General features: G+C 71.5%; 16 protein-coding genes. 7 read left to right on the plus strand and 9 right to left on the minus strand.

The genetic code is table 11. The annotated features are described in order from the left end of the window. Positions 1–20 precede the first annotated feature (20 nt). From ACFYRY_RS15285 to ACFYRY_RS15300, 4 genes are read left to right on the plus strand one after another with little or no spacing between them, the layout of a single operon-like run. A complete protein-coding gene (locus ACFYRY_RS15285; RefSeq protein WP_389144572.1) occupies positions 21–1,550 on the plus strand; it encodes a GMC family oxidoreductase in 1,530 nt (509 codons plus the stop codon). Then, positions 1,550–2,635, plus strand: a complete 1,086-nt coding sequence (locus ACFYRY_RS15290; RefSeq protein WP_389144575.1) for a glycine betaine/L-proline ABC transporter ATP-binding protein — start codon at positions 1,550–1,552, stop codon at positions 2,633–2,635. The genes ACFYRY_RS15285 and ACFYRY_RS15290 overlap by 1 nt, the downstream gene beginning before the upstream one ends. 1 nt (position 2,636) lies before the next feature. After that, positions 2,637–4,583, plus strand: coding sequence for an ABC transporter permease (locus ACFYRY_RS15295; RefSeq protein WP_389144578.1), 1,947 nt, complete (start codon positions 2,637–2,639; stop codon positions 4,581–4,583). A 1-nt stretch (position 4,584) separates the two neighbouring features. Next, on the plus strand, positions 4,585–5,541 hold the full coding sequence (locus tag ACFYRY_RS15300; protein WP_389144581.1) for an ABC transporter substrate-binding protein: 957 nt from the start codon (positions 4,585–4,587) through the stop codon (positions 5,539–5,541). Positions 5,542–5,562: 21 nt separating this feature from the next. Here the strand turns inward: ACFYRY_RS15300 and ACFYRY_RS15305 are convergent, their stop codons facing one another. From ACFYRY_RS15305 to ACFYRY_RS15315, 3 genes are read right to left on the minus strand one after another with little or no spacing between them, the layout of a single operon-like run. Next, positions 5,563–6,279 carry an isocitrate lyase/phosphoenolpyruvate mutase family protein gene (locus ACFYRY_RS15305; protein WP_389144584.1) on the minus strand — a complete coding sequence of 239 codons (717 nt, stop codon included), beginning with the start codon at positions 6,277–6,279 and terminating at the stop codon, positions 5,563–5,565. Continuing rightward, positions 6,276–6,722, minus strand: a complete 447-nt coding sequence (locus ACFYRY_RS15310) for a carboxymuconolactone decarboxylase family protein (protein ID WP_389144587.1) — start codon at positions 6,720–6,722, stop codon at positions 6,276–6,278. Before ACFYRY_RS15310 ends, ACFYRY_RS15305 begins: the two co-directional genes overlap by 4 nt. Positions 6,723–6,754: 32 nt before the next feature. Beyond that, on the minus strand, positions 6,755–7,243 hold the full coding sequence (locus tag ACFYRY_RS15315) for a carboxymuconolactone decarboxylase family protein (RefSeq protein ID WP_389144590.1): 489 nt from the start codon (positions 7,241–7,243) through the stop codon (positions 6,755–6,757). 46 nt (positions 7,244–7,289) lie between these two features. On the opposite strand from ACFYRY_RS15315, the gene ACFYRY_RS15320 reads away from it, so the two are divergent. Further along, the gene (locus ACFYRY_RS15320) at positions 7,290–8,717 is read left to right on the plus strand and encodes a PLP-dependent aminotransferase family protein (protein WP_389144593.1); all 1,428 of its coding nucleotides are present in this window, start codon (positions 7,290–7,292) and stop codon (positions 8,715–8,717) included. Positions 8,718–8,778: 61 nt separating this feature from the next. Then, entirely contained in the window at positions 8,779–9,270 is a 492-nt protein-coding gene (locus ACFYRY_RS15325; protein WP_389144595.1) for a carboxymuconolactone decarboxylase family protein, read from the plus strand. A 163-nt stretch (positions 9,271–9,433) separates the two neighbouring features. On the opposite strand, the gene ACFYRY_RS15330 is transcribed toward ACFYRY_RS15325, so the two are convergent. From ACFYRY_RS15330 to ACFYRY_RS15355, 6 genes are read right to left on the minus strand one after another with little or no spacing between them, the layout of a single operon-like run. Then, on the minus strand, positions 9,434–10,249 hold the full coding sequence (locus ACFYRY_RS15330) for an aminotransferase class IV (RefSeq protein ID WP_389144598.1): 816 nt from the start codon (positions 10,247–10,249) through the stop codon (positions 9,434–9,436). Positions 10,250–10,262: 13 nt separating this feature from the next. Then, positions 10,263–11,450: an FAD-dependent monooxygenase gene (locus ACFYRY_RS15335; RefSeq protein ID WP_389144601.1), complete on the minus strand. Its 1,188-nt coding sequence runs from the start codon at positions 11,448–11,450 to the stop codon at positions 10,263–10,265. Beyond that, positions 11,447–13,042 carry a class I adenylate-forming enzyme family protein gene (locus ACFYRY_RS15340; RefSeq protein WP_389144604.1) on the minus strand — a complete coding sequence of 532 codons (1,596 nt, stop codon included), beginning with the start codon at positions 13,040–13,042 and terminating at the stop codon, positions 11,447–11,449. Before ACFYRY_RS15340 ends, ACFYRY_RS15335 begins: the two co-directional genes overlap by 4 nt. Before the next feature lie 50 nt (positions 13,043–13,092). Next, the gene (locus tag ACFYRY_RS15345) at positions 13,093–14,745 is read right to left on the minus strand and encodes an AMP-binding protein (protein WP_389144607.1); all 1,653 of its coding nucleotides are present in this window, start codon (positions 14,743–14,745) and stop codon (positions 13,093–13,095) included. Beyond that, a complete protein-coding gene (gene pabB / locus ACFYRY_RS15350) occupies positions 14,742–17,036 on the minus strand; it encodes an aminodeoxychorismate synthase component I (protein ID WP_389144610.1) in 2,295 nt (764 codons plus the stop codon). The genes ACFYRY_RS15345 and pabB overlap by 4 nt, the downstream gene beginning before the upstream one ends. Before the next feature lie 30 nt (positions 17,037–17,066). After that, positions 17,067–17,654 (minus strand): hypothetical protein, encoded by a 588-nt coding sequence (locus tag ACFYRY_RS15355; RefSeq protein ID WP_389144613.1) that lies wholly within the window; start codon positions 17,652–17,654, stop codon positions 17,067–17,069. Positions 17,655–17,882: 228 nt separating this feature from the next. On the opposite strand from ACFYRY_RS15355, the gene ACFYRY_RS15360 reads away from it, so the two are divergent. Beyond that, positions 17,883–18,650 (plus strand): DUF3050 domain-containing protein, encoded by a 768-nt coding sequence (locus tag ACFYRY_RS15360; protein WP_389144616.1) that lies wholly within the window; start codon positions 17,883–17,885, stop codon positions 18,648–18,650. The last annotated feature ends 78 nt before the right edge of the window (positions 18,651–18,728 follow it).

Consider the following 18,728-nt stretch of genomic DNA (forward strand, 5'->3'; position numbering starts at 1 on the left):
AAGCCCCAGGAGTACCCCCCATGTCCGACAACCCACATGTCTACGACTATGTCGTCATCGGCGGTGGCACCGCAGGCTCCGTCGTAGCCTCCCGCCTCACCGAGAACCCGGACGTCACCGTCGCCGTCATCGAGGGCGGCCCCAGTGACGTCGACCGCGACGACGTGCTGACCCTGCGCCGCTGGATGGGTCTGCTCGGCGGCGAACTCGACTACGACTACCCCACCACCGAGCAGCCGCGCGGCAACTCGCACATCCGGCACAGCCGTGCCCGGGTCCTCGGCGGCTGCTCCTCGCACAACACCCTGATCGCCTTCAAGCCGCTGCCGTCCGACTGGGACGAGTGGGAGGCGGCCGGCGCCAAGGGCTGGGGCGCGGTGCCGATGGAGGCGTACTACGCGCGGCTGAAGAACAACGTCGTCCCGGTCGACGAGAAGGACCGCAACGCCGTCGCCCGCGACTTCGTGGACTCCGCGCAGAAGGCGCTGCAGGTCCCCCGTGTCGAGGGCTTCAACAAGAAGCCGTTCAACGACGGCGTCGGGTTCTTCGACCTCGCCTACCACCCCGAGAACAACAAGCGCTCCAGCGCCTCGGTGGCGTACCTCCACCCGGTGATGGACGAGCGGCCCAACCTCCACATCATGCTGGAGACCTGGGCCTACCGGCTGGAGCTGAACGGCACCCGCGCCGAGGGCGTGCACGTCCGCACCAAGGACGGCGAGGAGATCCTCGTCCGGGCCGGCAAGGAGGTGGTGCTGTGCGCGGGCGCCGTCGACTCGCCCCGGCTGCTGCTGCACTCCGGCATCGGGCCCAAGGAGGACCTCGACAAGCTGGGCATCCCCGTCGTGCTCGACCTGCCCGGCGTCGGCGAGAACCTGCTCGACCACCCCGAGTCGGTGATCGTCTGGGAGACCAACGGACCCATCCCCGAGAACTCCGCGATGGACTCCGACGCGGGCCTGTTCGTGCGCCGCGACCCCGAACACCAGGGCCCCGACCTGATGTTCCACTTCTACCAGGTCCCCTTCACGGACAACCCGGAACGCCTGGGCTACGAACGCCCCGCGCACGGCGTCTCGATGACCCCGAACATCCCCAAGCCGAAAAGCCGCGGCCGTCTCTACCTGACCAGCGCCGACCCGTCGGTGAAGCCCGCCCTGGACTTCCGCTACTTCACCGACGAGGACGACTACGACGGCCGCACCCTCGTCGACGGGATCAAGATCGCCCGTGAGATCGCGAAGACCGAGCCGCTGGCCGGCTGGCTCAAGCGCGAGGTGGCCCCGGGGCCGCAGGTCACCGACGACGAGGAGCTGAGCGAGTACGCACGCAAGGTCGCGCACACCGTCTATCACCCGGCAGGGACCTGCCGCATGGGATCCGCCGACGACCCCCTGGCCGTCGTCGACCCGGAACTGAAAATTCGCGGTCTGGACGGCATCCGGATCGCCGACGCGTCCGTCTTCCCGACCATGACCGCGGTGAACCCGATGATCGGGGTGCTCATGGTCGGCGAGAAGGCGGTTGAACTGATCGGAGGCGACGCCTGATGGCGCTCACTGTTCCCACCCGCAAGCCCCCCACGGACGAATCCGCCACCCCCGTCTTCTCGGTGGAGGGCCTCTGGAAGGTCTTCGGACCGAAGGCCGACAGCGTCCCCGCCGACCCGGAGCTCTCCGCCCTGGACCCCGCCGAGCTGCGCTCCCGTACCGGGTGCACGGCCGCCGTCCGGGACGTCTCCTTCGACGTGCGCAAGGGGGAGGTCTTCGTCGTCATGGGCCTGTCCGGCTCCGGCAAGTCCACCCTGGTGCGCTGTCTGACCCGGCTGATCGAGCCGACCGCCGGCACCATCGCCATCGACGGCGAGGACGTCCGGGCCATGGACCGGGCCCGGCTGCGGGAACTGCGCCGCCACCGCGCCGCGATGGTCTTCCAGCACTTCGGCCTGCTCCCGCACCGCACGGTCCTCGACAACGTGGCCTACGGCCTGGAGATCCAGGGCGTCGGCCGCGCCGAGCGCCGGGCCCGCGCCAAGGACATCGTCGCCAAGGTCGGCCTGGACGGCATGGAGCAGCGCCGCCCGGGCCAGCTCTCCGGCGGCCAGCAGCAGCGTGTCGGACTGGCCCGCGCGCTCGCCGTCGACCCCCAGGTCCTGCTGTTCGACGAGCCGTTCAGCGCGCTCGACCCGCTGATCCGGCGCGACATGCAGGAGGAGGTCGTACGGCTGCACCGCGAGGAGGGCCGCACGATGGTCTTCATCACCCACGACCTCAGCGAGGCACTCAAGCTGGGCGACCGCATCGCGCTGATGCGCGACGGACACGTGGTGCAGCTGGGCACCCCCGAGGAGATCGTGGGCTCGCCGGCCGACGACTACGTCCGCGAGTTCGTCCGGGACGTTCCCCGCGAGCAGGTCATGACGGTCCGTACGGCCATGCGCCCCGGGGACTGCGGCAACGCGACGCACCCGGGCGCGCTCGCCGCGGACGCGGTGGTCGCCGAGGCCATCAAGGTCGTCGCCCGCAGCCACGAGCCGGCCTGCGTCGTGGAGGACGGCCGGTGTCTGGGGGTCGTCGATCACGAACGGCTCCTGGATGTCGTGGCCGGAACGGAGCTGGGCAAGGGGGCTGTCTGACATGGCAACGGTCACCGCAGCCGCCCCCCGGGTCTCCCTTCCCGGCGTTCTCAAACGACGTGCCGTCGCCAAGCTCGCCCTGCTGGCCCTCGCCGCCGCGATCCTCGTGCCGCTGGCGAACGCCCGCTGGGCAAGCGGCAGTTGGCCCGGCGCGCTCACCGTCGACCTCACCGAGCCGCTGACCAAGACCAGCGACTGGATCATCAACAACCGGGACAGCCACCCGCTGTTCCTCTACTTCTTCGGCTACATCAGCAACGCGGTGGTGCTGTCCGTACGCGCCGTGTACCTGGTGCTGCTCGGCGTCGGCTGGGCCGGGGTCACCGCGATCGGCGGGCTGGTCGCCTGGCGGGTCGCCGGAGTGAAGCTCGCCGCCGGCACCGCCGTCGCGTTCCTCGCCTGCGGGCTGCTCGGCATGTGGATCCCCACCATGCAGACGCTCGCCCTGATGGTCGTGGCGGTCCTCGCCTCGGTCGTCGTGGGTGCCGTGCTGGGTCTCGCCGCCGGGCTGTCCGACCGGATGGACCGCGTCCTGCGTCCGGTCCTGGACACCATGCAGGTGCTTCCCGCCTTCGCCTACCTCCTCCCGGTGGTCCTGGTCTTCGGTATCGGCGTCCCCGCGGCCGTCCTGGCCACCGTCGTCTACGCCGCCCCGCCGATGGCCCGCCTCACCTCGCTCGGCCTGCGCGGCGCCGACAAGGAAGTGCTGGAGGCCGTCGAGTCGCTGGGCTCCACCGCCCGTCAGCGCCTGCTGACCGCCCGGCTCCCGCTGGCCCGCAAGGAACTCCTGCTCGGCCTCAACCAGACGATCATGATGGCGCTGTCCATGGCCGTCATCGCGTCGGTGATCGGCGCCGGCGGCCTCGGTGACCGGGTCTACCAGGCCCTCGCCTCCGTCGACGTGGGCGCGGCCCTCGCGGCCGGTATCCCGATCGTGCTGCTCGCCGTCGTCCTCGACCGGATCACGTCCGCCGCGGGCGAGCGGTCCGACGACACCGAGCGATCGGGGCGCGCGGGATGGGCGTACGCGCTCCTCGCCGCCGTCGCGGTCGCCGTGGCCGGGCGGCTGCTGGGCCGTCTGGACTGGCCCGAGACCTGGACCCTCAACATCGCCGAACCGGTCAACCGGGTCGTCGACTGGATGACCGCGCACCTGTACTCCGGGGTCCCCGTCGTCGGCGGCACCGCCGACTGGGCGGGCCACTTCACCACCTGGGTCCTCGACCCGGTCCGGGACGGCCTGCAGGGGCTGCCCTGGTGGTCGGTGCTGCTCATCGTCGCCGCGCTGGCCTGGGTGATCGGCACCTGGCAGACCGCGCTCACCGCGGTCCTCGCGATGGCCGCGATCGGTGTCCTCGGCGTGTGGAAGCCGTCCCTGGACACGCTGTCCCAGGTGCTGGCGGCGGTCGCCGTCACCCTCGTCCTGGGATTCGCCATCGGTATCACGGCGGCCCGCAGCGAGCGCTTCGAGCGGATGCTGCGGCCTTTCCTGGACGTCTGCCAGACCATGCCGCAGTTCGTGTACCTGATCCCGGTCGTCGCCCTGTTCGGCGTCGGCCGTGCCCCCGCCGTCGCTGCGGCCGTGGTCTACGCCCTGCCCGCCGTCGTCCGCATCACCGTCCAGGGACTGCGTCAGGTCGACCCGGCCGCGATGGAGGCGGCCCGCTCACTGGGCGCCAGCAGCGGCCAGCAACTGCGCCAGGTGCAACTCCCGCTGGCCCGGCGGTCCTTGCTGCTCGCCGTCAACCAGGGCGTGGTCCTGGTCCTCGCCGTCGTCATCATCGGCGGCCTGGTCGGCGGAGGCGCGCTCGGCTACAACGTGGTCTTCGGCCTCGCCCAGGGCGACCTGGCGACCGGCCTGGTGGCCGGTGCCGCGATCGTCTGCCTCGGCCTGATGCTCGACCGGGTGACCCAGCCCACCGAACGCCGCGCCAAGAAGGGAGCATGACATGCGACTTCGTACGAATGCCGTAGTGGGCTCCCTGCTGCTGCTGGTGACCGTGACCGGCTGCGGCGCCGCCGACATGACCAAGCAGGCCTCGCCCTTCGCCAACGCCCAGGGGTCGAAGTCCGTGACCCTGTCCGTGCAGTCCTGGGTCGGCGCCCAGGCCAACGTGGCCGTCGCCCAGTACCTCCTGGAGCACCAGCTCGGCTACCACGTCGACACCGTCCAGGTCGACGAGGTGCCCGCCTGGGACGCGCTCAGCCAGGGCCGCGTCGACGCGATCCTGGAGGACTGGGGCCACCCCGAGCAGGAGCAGCGGTACGTCAAGGACAAGAAGACGATCACGCGGGGCGGTGGGCTCGGCGTGACCGGGCACATCGGCTGGTACGTCCCGACGTACTTCGCCAAGCAGCACCCGGACGTCACCAACTGGAAGAACCTCAACAAGTACGCCTCCCAGCTGCGCACTCCGGAGAGCGGCGGCAAGGGCCAGCTGATGGACGGCTCGCCCTCCTACGTCACCAACGACCAGGCGCTGGTGAAGAACCTGAAGCTCGACTACCAGGTCGTCTTCGCCGGTTCGGAGGCCGCCCAGATCACGCAGATGAGGCAGTTCGCCAAGGAGAAGAAGCCCTTCCTGACGTACTGGTACGCCCCGCAGTGGCTCTTCAAGAAGGTCCCGATGACCGAGGTGAAGCTGCCCCCCTACAAGGAGGGCTGCGACGCCGACCCGGCGAAGGTCGCCTGCGCCTATCCGCACACCCCGCTGCAGAAGTACCTCAACACGGACTTCGCGAAGGGCGGCGGCAAGGCGGCGGCCCTGCTGAGGAAGTTCAAGTGGACGACCGAGGACCAGAACGAGGTCTCCCTGATGATCGCCGACCAGAAGATGTCGCCCGAGGACGCGGCGAAGAAGTGGGTGGACAGCCACGAGTCCACCTGGAAGGCGTGGCTGTCCTGACCCTGGCCGTCCTGACCCCGGCTACCGCAGCCGTGCGGCGATCTCCCCGAGCGCCTGGGCGGTCTGCCGCTGGAGCCCCGGTCCGAACGTGACCCGGGTGGCCCCTCGTGCGCCGAGTTCGGCGGGCGAGGGGCCCTCGCCGATCTGCGCCCCCACGTTGACCGGACCCTGGATCCCGGCCCGCAGCAGCGGCAGGACCTGGGGCGGGGCCCCGATGGGGTACACGCAGTCGGCGCCCGCGGCGACGTACAACGCGGCCCGTTCGATGGCCCGTTCGGGATCGGCGAGGCCGCAGGCGAAGGTGTCGACGCGCGCGTTGACGAAGAGCCCGTCGGCCGCCGCGCACCGGACCGCGGCGAGCCAGTCGGCGTGCTCGTGCGGGTCCTTCAGGACACCGTCGACGGAGTCCTCCAGGTTGCACCCGACGGCTCCCGCGTCCAGGAGCCGCGCCACCAGTTCCTCGGGCGGCAGCCCGTACCCTCCCTCGACGTCCGCCGACACCGGCACGTCCACCGCCCGGACGATCCGCGCGACGGCCGCGAACATCTCGTCGGCCGGCGTCCGCCCGTCCGCGTAACCGAGGGAGGCGGCGATGCCGGCGCTCGGTGTGGCCAGTGCCGGGAATCCGGCGTCGGCCAGCACCCGGGCACTGGCCGCGTCCCAGGGACCGGGAAGGACGAGGGGATCCCCGGGGAGCCGGTTGCGATGCAGTCTCCGGAACGTCTCGAACTCGCTCACGGCGTGTATCCCCCCGGCGGGATCCGGCGGCCGACCATCACCCGGTTCCAGTTGTTGATGGCGACGATCAGCCCGACGAGGTGGGCGAGTTCGACCTCGTCGAAGTGCTGGGCGGCCTGGTCGTACACCTCGTCGGGCACGAACCGGTCCGTCAGGACGGTCACCGCCTCCGTCAGCGCCAGCGCGGCCCGCTCCCGCTCGTCGAAGGCGTCCCCCGCCTCCTCCCAGGCGGCCAGCAGACCGAGCTGCCGCTCACTCACCCCGTGCTCGCGGGCGACCGTGAGGTGCATGTCGAGGCAGAACGCGCAGTGGTTGACCTGGGAGGCCCGGATCACCACCAGTTCGGCGAGCGCGGGGTCGCCGAGGCCCTTCTTCGCGGCGGCACTGAGGGCGGACATGGCCCGGCCGACCGCCGGGTCGAGCAGCCGGGTCCGACCTGTCACTTCCGCTGCCACTGCCGCCGTCACCTGTGCCGTCACTTGTGCCGGCCCGGCTGGTAGTGGCCCGGTGTCATGCGGGCGGTCACGCCGAACCGGTTCCAGGCGTTGATCACCGTGATGGCGGAGATCAGCCGGGCCAGTTCCGCCTCCTCGAAGTGCTGGGCGGCCCTCTCGTACACCTCGTCCGGCACGAACCCCTCGGTCAGGACCGTCACGGCCTCCGTCAGCTCCAGCGCCGCGAGTTCCTTCCCGGTGTAGAAGTGCCGTGACTCGTCCCAGGCGCTGAGCTGGACGATCCGCTCGACACTCTCGCCCGCCGCGAGCGCGTCCTTGGTGTGCATGTCGACGCAGAAGGCGCAGTGGTTGATCTGGGAGGCCCGGATCTTCACCAGCTCGTACAGCACCGGGTCGAGTCCCTGCTGGGCGGCCATGTCGAGCCGGACCATCGCCTTGTAGACGTCGGGGGCGAGCCTGGCCCAGTCCAGGCGCGGGCCGACTTCGGCCGCGTACTCAGTCGTCGTCATACCCCGACCCTAGGAGCGAAGCAGCCCAGGCATATGGTCCATTCCCATGGCGAAACCGTGGGCCACTTTGGGTGTCGACCTGCATCTGGAGCCGTCCGGACCGCACCTGCGCCGCGGACTGACCGACGCGTTGCGGGCGGCGGTCCGCTCCGGCCGGCTGACCCCCGGTACCCGGCTGCCGTCCTCCCGCGCGCTCGCCGCCGACCTGGGCATCGCCCGCAACACCGTCGCCGACGCGTACGCCGACCTGGTCGCCGAGGGCTGGCTGACGGCCCGGCAGGGCTCGGGAACGCGGGTCGCCACCGGGGCGGCACCTCGCACGACCCCCGGGCGGCGGGACCCGGCGGCCGGACCGCCGACCGGTGCGGCCCGCCGGCCCCGCGCGTCCGCCCGGTTCGCGTACGACCTGCGTCCGGGCTTCCCCGACCTCGCCTCGTTCCCGCGTACCCAGTGGCTCAGGGCCGCGCGCCGTGCCCTGACCGCGGCCCCGTACGACGCCTTCGGTTACGGTGACCCCCGCGGCCGTGCGGAGTTGCGTGCCGCGCTCGCCGGTTACCTGGCCCGGGCGCGGGGAGTGCGCGCCGACCCCGAACAGATCGTGGTGTGCGCCGGGTTCTCGCACGGCCTGAAGCTGCTCGGCACGGTCCTGCGGGCCCGCGGGGTGCGCACGGTCGCCGTCGAGTCGTACGGCCTCCGCGTCCACCGGAAGATCCTGGGCGCGGCCGGCCTCACCACCACCCCGCTGCCCTTCGACCCGCTGGGCACGGACCCCGGGGAGCCGGTCGACGCGGGCGCCGTCCTGCTCACCCCCGCCCACCAGTTCCCGATGGGCGTGCCCCTGCACCGCGACCGGCGCGCGGGCGTCGTCGACTGGGCACGGCGCACCGGCGGTCTGGTCCTGGAGGACGACTACGACGGCGAGTTCCGGTACGACCGTCAGCCCGTGGGCGCCCTGCAGAACCTGGACCCGGACCGCGTCGTCCACCTGGGCACAGCGAGCAAGTCCCTCGCCCCGGGCCTGCGGCTGGCGTGGATGATGCTGCCGTCCGCACTCGCCGAGGAGGTCGTGGAGGCGAAGGGTGGCGTCGACACGTGTGGCGTGACGGACCAGTTGACGCTGGCGGAGTTCCTCACGTCCGGGGCCTACGACCGGCACGTCCGCGCGGCCCGCCTTCGCTACCGCCGTCGCCGGGACGCCCTGGTGGCCGCCCTCGCCGCCCGCGCTCCCGAGGTGCACGTCACCGGCATCGCGGCGGGCCTGCACGCCGTCCTCAGGCTGCCGCCCGGCAGCGAGCAGTCGGTCGTCCAGGCGGCCGCCTGGCAGGGCCTGGCGGTCCACGGACTTGCCCGTTACCGGCACCCCGACGCGATCGCCGAGCAGCCCATGGACGCGCTTGTCGTCGGGTACGCGACACCGCCGGACCACGCGTGGTCGGGGGCCTTGGACGCCTTGTGTGCGGCACTTCCCGGATAATCGTCCCGGATATTCGGTGGTTGTGCATTACGAAGTGCGGTGCGGCGGATAGAGTCGCCCCATGACCAATATCGATGCGATATCACGTGTGGCGCTGAAGAAGATTACCCCCGACGTCTCCGCGGCCATGGGCGCCCTGCACGGCGCCGCCGTTTCCGCGGCCCAGGACGCCAAGGTCGAACCGGAACTCCTGGAGCTGATCAGGATCCGCGCCTCGCAGCTCAACGGCTGCGCGTTCTGCCTCGACATGCACACCAAGGACGCCCGCGCGGCGGGCGAGACCGAGCAGCGGATCTACGCGCTCAACGCCTGGCGGGAGACCCCCTTCTTCTCCGGACGGGAGCGCGCCGCACTGGCGTTGACCGAGGCGGTGACGCTGGTGCAGGACGGTCACGTCCCGGACGAGGTGTACGCCGAGGCGGCGGAGGTCTTCGACGAGGAGCAGATCGCCGCACTGATCTGGGCGGCCACCGTCATCAACGCCTACAACCGGATCGCGATCGCGACCCGGATGGTGCCGGGGGCTTATCAGCCGGCGCCGAAGAAGAACTGAAAGAAAACTGAATTCGGGCAGCTTTTGTCGCGCCGGGTCGAATGGGTCCGAGAAATACGGGTCTCATTCGGCCCGGCGTATGCCGTCTCCGGATCGGCGTATATCGCCTCCGGATCGGCGTATACCGTTTCCGGCCTGACCTATTCCGTCGCCGGGCCGGGATTCAGTGTTCCGGCAGCGGCTCCATGATGCCGTCCAGCCAGGTCCGCCATTCCGGGGCCCGCACCGCCGGGGCCGCTTTCATCGGCCCTGCCGTCCAGCCCGTCACGGGCCGGATGCCGTGCAGCGCGTTCACCAGCCAGACCTCACGCCCGTCCAGTTCGGCCACGGTCCGCTCCCGGTGGGCGACACGGGTGCCGGTGCGCGCGGCCTGTTCCTGGATGAGTCCGACGGTGACGCCGGGCAGCACGGGCAGCCGTGGCGGGGGCAGGCACAGGGTGTCGTCCTCCCACCACAGCACGCTGGCGGTGGCCGCCTCCAGCACCACTCCGGAGTGCGCGACCAGCACCGCCTCGTCCGCGCCCTCGCCGGACGCCCGCCGCCGGACGCGGGCCAGGGCGTCCAGGTCCGGGCCCTTGCGGCGGGGGACGGTCCGCGGATCGGACTGTCCGTCCGCGCACACCCGTACGCCGGAGCCCAGCGGCGGAGCGTTCCGCAGCAGCAGCCTCAACTCCAGTGACCCGGCGGCGAGTTCGACACGGGGAAACCACTCACCGGTACGCGGCAGGGCCGCCGTCATGTCCTGCCAGAACTCCACGAGCCGGTGCAACGGCGGCCCGCCGCACTCGCCGCACGCCCGCAGGAACCGCTCCCGGTGACGCTCGAAGCCCCGCACCCGCCCGTCCCGCACCAGCCACGAGTCCGCGACGAGCAACCGCCCCCCGACCGCCGCCCCCGTCGCCGCCGACCACCCGGCCGCCGCCGGCCCCTCGCCGGGCGCCCACCTCAACAGCCCCTCCGCGACCGCCGGTCCGATCACCGCAATCCCCTCCTCAGTACGTGCGCCCGGCCACCACGGGCGCCCCGCCGCGCGGCCCGTAGGGCGCGTGTTCCAACCATGATCCGCACCAGGGCAGCACCGGCGCGAGGGCCGCGGCCGTCCGCTGCTTCACCCGGACGATGCGCCGCCGCGGCCGCAGATGGTCCAGCGCCTCCCCGGCGGCCGCGCTGTTGAACAGGGCCGCCTCCCGCCGCACCACGGCGAACTCGGCGACCGCTCCCGTCGCCCCCGCCGTCCCCGCGGCGACGGCGCTCGCGGCCGCCGCCGCGTCCGCGATCCCGCTGTTCATCCCCCGCGCCCCGAACGGCGGGAAGAGATGCGCCGCCTCCCCCACCAGCAGCACCCTCCCGTGCGGGTCGCTGAACGAGGCCGCCACCTTGCGCAGGAAGCGGTACGTCGACACCCACAGGACGCGGTCGGCGTACCCGTCGCCCACGACCGACGGCAGCCACCGCCGTACGGCCTCCTCGGTGCCGTACTCCTCCTCCCGGTCGTCGTCCCGGCACTGCAGGTCGACCTGGAAGCCCCCGGTGAACGGCACCCGCATCACACTGCGCCCGCCCACCCCCGGATGCTCGTAGTGGAAGACCCGCTCCAGCGGCAGCTCGGCGCCCGGGATGTCGGCGACGTCGACGACCACGTGGAAGCCCTCGCCCTTGGTGCCCTCCATGGCGATGTCCAGCGAACGGCGCAGCGTGGAGCGGGCACCGTCGGCGGCGATCGCGTACCCGCCGGTCCACACCCGTCCGTCCTCGCCGGTGATCCTGACCCCGTGTGCGGTGCCGCGCACGTCCCGCACCCGGGCGTCCCACTCGAACTCCACCCCGGCCCGCTCGCAGGCGGCCCGCAGGAAACGCTCGGTGTCCACCTGGCGCAGGCTGGTGAAGGGCGGAATTCCCGACGGGGGCGGGTAGGTCCGGGAGTACACCTCGCGGCCCCGGTACAGGGTGCGCCGGGTGTGCCAGGTCCGCCCGTAGGAGGTGATCTCCTCGGCGAGCCCCGGCTGCATCCCGTCGAGCAGGCGGAGGGTCTCCCGGTGCACGAACAGCGCCCGGCTGCCCGGCCGTTCACGGTCCTTCGGGTTGGCCTCCAACAGGACGACCGGCAGCCCGTGCGCCCGCAGCCCGAGGGCCGCCGACAATCCCACGGGGCCGGCGCCGACGACCATCACGGGGTTCATGCGCGCGCGCCCTCGGCCAGCATGCGAGTGATCTCCACCCGCTTCACCTTCCAGGTGGCGGTCATCGGCAGCTCCTCGAACCGCCACTGCCTCGGCTCGGCCATCGCGGGCAGATCGGCCGTGGCCTCCCGCCAGCGCTCCGGGTCCAGCGGCTGTTCGCCCCGCACGCACACCACAGGCACCGGCTCCCGGTCCGCGCCGGGCACGATGACGACCTCACGGAGTTCCTCCAGCCGCTCCATCAGCGCGTCCTCGACCTCCAGGTTGCTGTGCACGGCGTCGATCTGGTCGACCTCACGGTCGATCAGATGCAGGGTGCCCAGGCGACTGAGGTACCCCATGTCGCCCATCTGCCACCAGCCGTCGTCGAGTTGGCGTTCGTACTGCTCCCGGGCCCCGAGATAGGTGAGGATGCGGCCCCGGGTGCGCGCCTCGATCCGGCCGGCCGTGCCGGGAGCCGCCCGCCGCCCGTCGGCGTCGGTGACCCGGACACGGGTGAAGCCGGGGATCTGGATCCCGACCCGGCGGCCGTCCGCGCGGGCGGCACTGCGCCGGGTGAACCACTGGAACGCCACCGGTCCCGTCTCGCTCTGCCCGTACAACTGGACCAGCCAGGGCGTACGCCGCTTCGAGGCGTCAAGGAGCCGCCGTACGGTCCGCGGGTGGATCGCGTCGAACGTGGAGCCGTACGCCTTGACTCTGGACAGCGGCGCGCCGGGTGCGTCGGCCAGCTCCTCCCACAGCACGAAGGTGTTGGGATGCGTCTCGACGATCCCGGGCCGGTGCCGCACCAGCAGCGGCGCCACCCGCCCCGGATCGGGGTCGGTGATCAGCAGCAGCGGGCTGCCGAAGTGCAGCAGGACACCGAGCAGATGGTAGAAGCGCGAGTGGACGAACGACATGTGCAGGGCCGCCGTCTCGCCACGCGTCGGCCAGCCCATCGCCTGCTGCGGTACGAGCCGGTTCCACATGGTGTTCGCGCAGTGCACGGCGAGCTTCGGAACACCGGTGGTGCCCGAGCTGTGGGTGATCAGGGCGGGTTCACGGGGGTGGAGCCGTACCGGAGCGGGCGGCTCGGCGCCCGCGTACTTCTCCAGCGGCTCGGCACCGGGCGCGTCGTCCACGGAGAGGGTCCGCCACACGTGCGCGGACACGTCGACGTCCTGGAGAGGGCCCTCCAGTTTCGCTCTGTCGGTGATCAGCCAGGGCCGTCGCAGCCGCGCCAGCAACTGCCCCACGACGGGACCGGCGAGACCGGGCGAGAGCAGCACCGGCACCGCGCCGATACGGGAGATCGCGCAGGTCAGCAGCACGATGTCGACGTTGTCCGTCTTGTGTACGGCCACCTGCTCGGAGGGCCGTACGCCCGCCTCCCACAACCGTCCCGACAGCTCCTCCACGACGTCGGCCAGCACCGGGTAGCTCAGGTCGACCCCGAGGGACGGGTTGACGTCCAGCGGCCGGTCCAGGGTGACGAACACGGCACCGTGGCGGTCCGCCGCCCGCCGGAACACCGGGCCGAGATAGAACCCGCGGTCGGCGAGGAGCGGTTGGCCGGGCCCGGGCCGGGCGGGGCGACGTAGTCCGGGCATGACGCCCTTCCTTTCTGACATCTCTGCCGTCTCTGCCGTCTCTGGGATGGTCACCACGCGCCCCTGCGGACCAGGTGACGGCGGAGCTTGCCGGTCGGGGTACGGGGCAGGGACGGGACGAAGCTGACACTCCGGGGGACCTTGAAGGCCGCCAGGTGCTCCCGGGCCAGCCGGATCAGCTCGTCCTCCAGACCGGCCGTCAGCGGCGAGACGGGCACGACGAAGGCGCGCAGCCTGCTGACGCCCTCCCCGTCCCTGACGGCCACGACCGCGACCTCCCGGACCGCCTGATGTGTCCGCAGCACCGCCTCCACCTCCAGCGGCGAGACGGTGATGCCGCCGACCATCTCCATGTCGTCGGCGCGGCCCAGGTGCCGGTAGGTGCCGTCGAGTTCGCGGCACGCCCGGTCACGGGTGGCCAGCCAGCCCCCGACCAGGGCACGCTCCGTCTCCTCGGGCCGGTTCAGGTAACCGGGGGTCAGAGACGGCCCGCGCACCCACATCTCGCCCTCCGCCCCGTCCGGCACCGGATGCCCGTCACGGTCGCGCAGCTCCACCTCGAAACCGGGCACGGGACGGCCCACGGTGCCGGGACGGTTGTACTCGAAGCTGTTGGCGCAGAAGGCGTGCCCCGCCTCGGTGGAGCCGATCTGCTCCAGGACCGGCGCGCCCAGCAGCTCGGAGACCTGCATCCCCAGCCCCAGCGGCAGACCCTCACCGGCCGACACCGCGGCGCGTACCGACGCGAAGCAGGCCTCGTGCCCGGTGCCCCGGTCGGCCACCAGGGCGGCGTACGCGGACGGCACGGAGTAGAGCAGGGTCACCCGGTGCCGGGCCACGAGCTCGTCCACGACGGCCGGGGTCGGACGCCGGTCCACCAGGACCGCCGACGAGCCCGAGAAGAGCGGGAAGACGAAGGCGTTGCCGAACCCGTAGGCGAAGTACAGCTTCGACACCGACAGCGTGACGTCGTTCTGCGTGATCCGCAGCAGCCGCCGGCCGATCAGGTCGTGGTACGTCCGCGGATCGCCGTGCCGGTGCGGCACCGCCTTGGGCCGGCCCGTGGTGCCGGACGTGTACTGGAGGTACAGCGGGGTGTGCGCGTCCACCGGGTGGGCGTCGGCCGGCTCGGCGGTGGGCGTGAGCGCCAGTAACTGGTCGGCGCCGAGCCGCGCCCGGTCGCCGAAGCGGTTCTCCAGCCCCGGCCCGGTCACGCACAGCACGGCCTGGGTGTCCTCGGCCATGAACGCGTGCTCGGAGGCGGGCAGTTCCGGGTTGACCAGCACCGCCACGGCCCCGAGACGGGCGGTGGCGAGGAAGGCCGTCACCCAGGCGATCCCGTCCGGCAGGGCGAGCAGCACCCGGTCGCCGGGGCGCACACCGTGCTCGGCGAGCACAGTGGCCGCGCGGGCCGCGAGATCGTGCACCTCGCCATGGGTCCAGACCCGGTGGCCCTGGTGGAAGGCGGCCCGGCCGGTCCAGCCGCGCCGCTCGGTGAGCGCGGCGAGATACACGGAGAGGTTCCCGGGGGCGCCCGCGTCGACCGGAGCGAGCGTGGGCCGGGAGCCCGCGGCCCTGGGGGCCGTGGCCTGGGTGCTCGCGGATTTGGGGGTCACTGCCTGACTGGTCGTGGACTTGGTGGTCGTGGACTTGGGGGCCGTCATCGCACGGGCTGTGCCGTACCGGTCCGCTGCGGTCTTCATCGGGCAGGCTCCTCGCTGGCGGTCCGCGGCATTCTGGGACTGATCTGCTCCTGCTGCTCCCGGATCCGGTCGACCGTGTGCTCCCGCAGCGCCCGCATCTGCGCGGCCGTCTTCAGCAGCATCTCGTCGTATTCGGCGACCGGGTCCGAGTCGAGGACGATCGCCCCGCCGGCGCCGAGGTGCATCAGTCCGTCGGCGAGTACGGCCGTACGGATCACGATGTTGAGATCCGCGCCGCCACCGCACCCCAGATAGCCGAGGGCCCCGGAGTAGACGCCCCGGGCCTCGGTCTCCAGCGAGTCGATGATCTCCATCGTGCGCAGCTTCGGCGCGCCGGTCATGGAGCCGCCGGGGAAGCAGGCGCGCACACAGTCCACCGCGTCCGTGCCCGCCCGCAGCCGGCCCTCGACGGTGGAGACGAGCTGGTGCACGGTGGCGTACGTCTCGGTCGCCATCAGCCTGGGCACGCGCACGGTGCCGGTCCGGCAGACCCGGCCCAGGTCGTTGCGGAGCAGGTCGACGATCATCAGGTTCTCGGCGCGGGTCTTGGCGTCCGCCGCCAGCGCGTCGCGCAGCCTCGCGTCCTCCGCGGGTCCCTCGCCGCGGGGCGCGGTGCCCTTGATGGGTCTGGCCTCGGCCACCCCGTCCCGGGTGATCCGCAGGAAACGCTCGGGGGAGGAGCCGGCCACGTCGAGGTCCTTGAACCTGAGGAACGCCGCGTACGGCGCCGGGTTCACGCGGCGCAGGACACGGTAGAACTCGTACGCGTCCGGCGGCGCGGGCAGCCGGGCGGCGTCGGTCAGACAGATCTCGTAGCTGGTGCCCGCCCGCAACTCCCGCACGCAGGCCTCGATGTCCGCGAGGTAGGTCGCCCGGTCGCGCACCAGCCAGGGCTCGGCGGCGATGAGGTCGGGAGTGGCCGTGGCGGGAGCGGGCGCCGACCGGGTGTCGGAGGCCGGGCCCGGGTCGGGCTGCACGCAGCTGAGTTCGGCGAGGGTGCCCTCGAGCCAGTTTGTGGCCTCCCGCGCCGCCTGCGGGGAGTCCTCGGCCAGGCAGACCGCGTAGGTGAAGCCCTCCTCGTGGTCCACCGCGATCAGCCGGTCCGCGAACAGCCAGCAGGCGTCCGGGATGTCGGACGAGTGGCGGTTCGGTGAGCCGCAGTCGGCCTTCGTCTCGTAGCCGAAGTAGCCGACATAGCCACCGGTGAAGTCGAAGGGCAGCCCGGTCGCGTCCACCCGCCGGTTCGCCAACTGCCGCTTCAGATAGTCGAAGACGCTGGCCGTGACCTTGCGCGTCGGCCGTCCCGCCCGCTCGATCTCGCAGCGCCCGGCGTCCACGTCGTAGCGCACGAACTCGGCGAGCGGGCCGCTGTCGTCACCCATGAAGGAGAACCGGGACCGGCCCGTTTCGACCAGCGAACTGTCCAGCCAGAACGCCCGCTCGGACGCCGCGTACATCCGGGTGAAGGCGGCCTCCGCGTCGACCGCGCCGGCGACCCGACGGGTGTGCAGACGGTAGGTGGCACCGGCGGCCCGCCGGGGGCGGGGGATGGAGACACCGGACGGGCCGGAGGTGGCGGCGGCCGACGAGGTGTCCGAGGCCGTGGCCGTCTGTGCCGCCGCGGCGGCGGCTCGGTTCGCGGAGGCCGCGGGACGGGGGATCGCCACGTCGGTCGGGGGGACGGAGGTGTTCTTCGTACGAAGCTTGCGGGCCCGTTCCGCGGTCAGGTTCCGGAAGTTCACGAGCATGCGGTGGCCGTACTCGGTGAGCACGGACTCCGGGTGGAACTGCACGCCCCACAGGGGCCGGGTGCGGTGCCGCAGGCCCATGAGCACGCCGTCCTCGGCCCAGGCGGTGGCCTGCAGGGCGAGGGGCAGGGGCTCGCGCACGGCCAGCGAGTGGTAGCGGACCGCGGTGAAGGCCTGCGGCACCCCCTGGAACAGGTCCAGTCCGTCGTGCCGGACGGTGGTCAGATGCCCGTGCCGGGGCTCCGGGGCCGGCTCCACCCGGCCGCTCGCCCCGAGCGCGATGCCCTGGTGGCCCAGGCAGACGCCGAGCACCGGGACCGGGGATCCGGCCAGCACCCGGGCGCTGATGCCGAAGTCGCGTGCCTTCGCCGGGTGCCCCGGGCCCGGCGAGACCACCACGTTGTCGAATTCCGCAAGATCCGGAACCGCGTCGGCGGGGGCGTCGTTGAGGATCACGACCGGCTCTTCGCCGTTGACCTCGGCGATCAGCTGGAACAGGTTGTACGTGTACGAGTCGTAATTGTCGATGAGCAGGGTCTTCACCCGCCCACCTCCCTTGCGTCGTTCTCTGGCCTACGCGGTCCGTTTGTGCCGTCCGCGGAGCGCCTGGAGCGGTGGATACAGCCATTTCTTGAAGAAACGCTGAAGGCGCGGCATCAGAATCCAGGTGACGAGTGCCGTCACGCACAGACACAAAAGCAGCGTACGAATGAACGGATTGAGATCGCCGAGATAGGGGAGCACGATCACGTTGAACAGGAGCACCGGCGGGAACACGGCGCTCATGTTTATGAACCAGAGCTTCCATTTCGACGGCGGAGCCGGAGGTGCCGGAGGAGTCGGAGGCCGCTCGCTCTGGGCCTCGAACCACACCTTCGGGCCCCGGACGCTCCGTCGGCCCGTCTGCCGGGCGAACCCCGCCGCGCGCAGGTCCCACTGCCCGCGTGCCGTCGAGTTCTCCCAGGCCAGGGCGGTGTCTTCGCTGGCGAAGCGATAGACGACATGCCACTCCGCCTCTCCGTCGACAAGAACGCCACCCCCCAGGAAGCCTTGCTGCTGCGCACTCGCGGCCAGCATGGCCCACCCCCAGGAGTGGAAGTCACCCTCATGGCCCGGCACCACGTGATAAGCCACGGTCACGGTGACGGGATTACTGGTCACGCCGACGAGTACGGAAAGCCCAGCGACCCCGTTCAAATATTCAACGAAGTTTTTCGACTGCCCGAAACGCGGCTCTTCGTACGCTTTCGACGGCCTTGACGTCTTGTGTCGATCGATACTCGCGGTAACTTTTGTCAAGTATCGGGAAGTGCTTGCCGGGCGGTCGGGAAAGGCTGCACGATCGCCGTCCGAGACCTAAGGAGATCCATGTCCCGGTACCACTGGAATATGACCCACGAGGGAATCGAACGTGTCCGGTCCGCGATCGAACCCGCGCGAAAAGAAGTCACCGCCCATCCTCTTTACCAGCGAATAGACAGCCCGGAACGCATGGCGACCTTCATGGCGCACCATGTGTTCGCGGTGTGGGACTTCATGTCCCTGCTCACCTCCCTGCAACGGGAGCTGACCTGTGTCGACGTCCCCTGGGTGCCGCGCGGTTCGGCCGTGGGCCGGCGGCTGATCAACGACATCGTGCTGGTCGAGGAGAGCGACGAACTGAACGGCGGCTTCACCAGCCACTTCGAGCTGTACCGCGCGGCCATGACCGAGGCGTCGGCCGACACCACCCGGATCGACACGTTCATCGGCCTGATCGCTGAGGGGCACGACGTGTCCGCCGCGCTGCGGGTCGCCCAAGTGCCGGCGCCCGCCGCCGAGTTCGTCCGCACCACCTTCGCGATCATCACCGACCGGCCCCCGCACTGTCAGGCGGCCGCCTTCGCGTTCTCCCGCGAGGACCTCATCCCCGACATGTTCGACCAGGTGATCAAGGGGGACGGCACCGACCGGTTCCCGCTCTTCCGCGACTACCTCGCCCGCCACGTCGAGGTCGACGGCGAGGAGCACACCCCCATGGCCCTGCAGATGGTGGCCGACCTCTGCGGCACGGACGACACCCGCTGGCAGGAGGCCGCCGAGACGGCGACCCTCGCCCTGGAGGCCAGGTCCCGGCTGTGGGACGGCATAACGGAGGCGATGGACGCGGTGGGGTGACGGACGGGGTGGGGTGACGGACGGGGTGAGGTGACGGACGGGGTGAGGTGACCGACGCGGTGAGGTGACCGGCGCGGT

It is taken from the genome of Streptomyces sp. NPDC005263 (genome assembly GCF_042872365.1).
Taxonomy (GTDB): Bacteria; Actinomycetota; Actinomycetes; order Streptomycetales; family Streptomycetaceae; genus Streptomyces.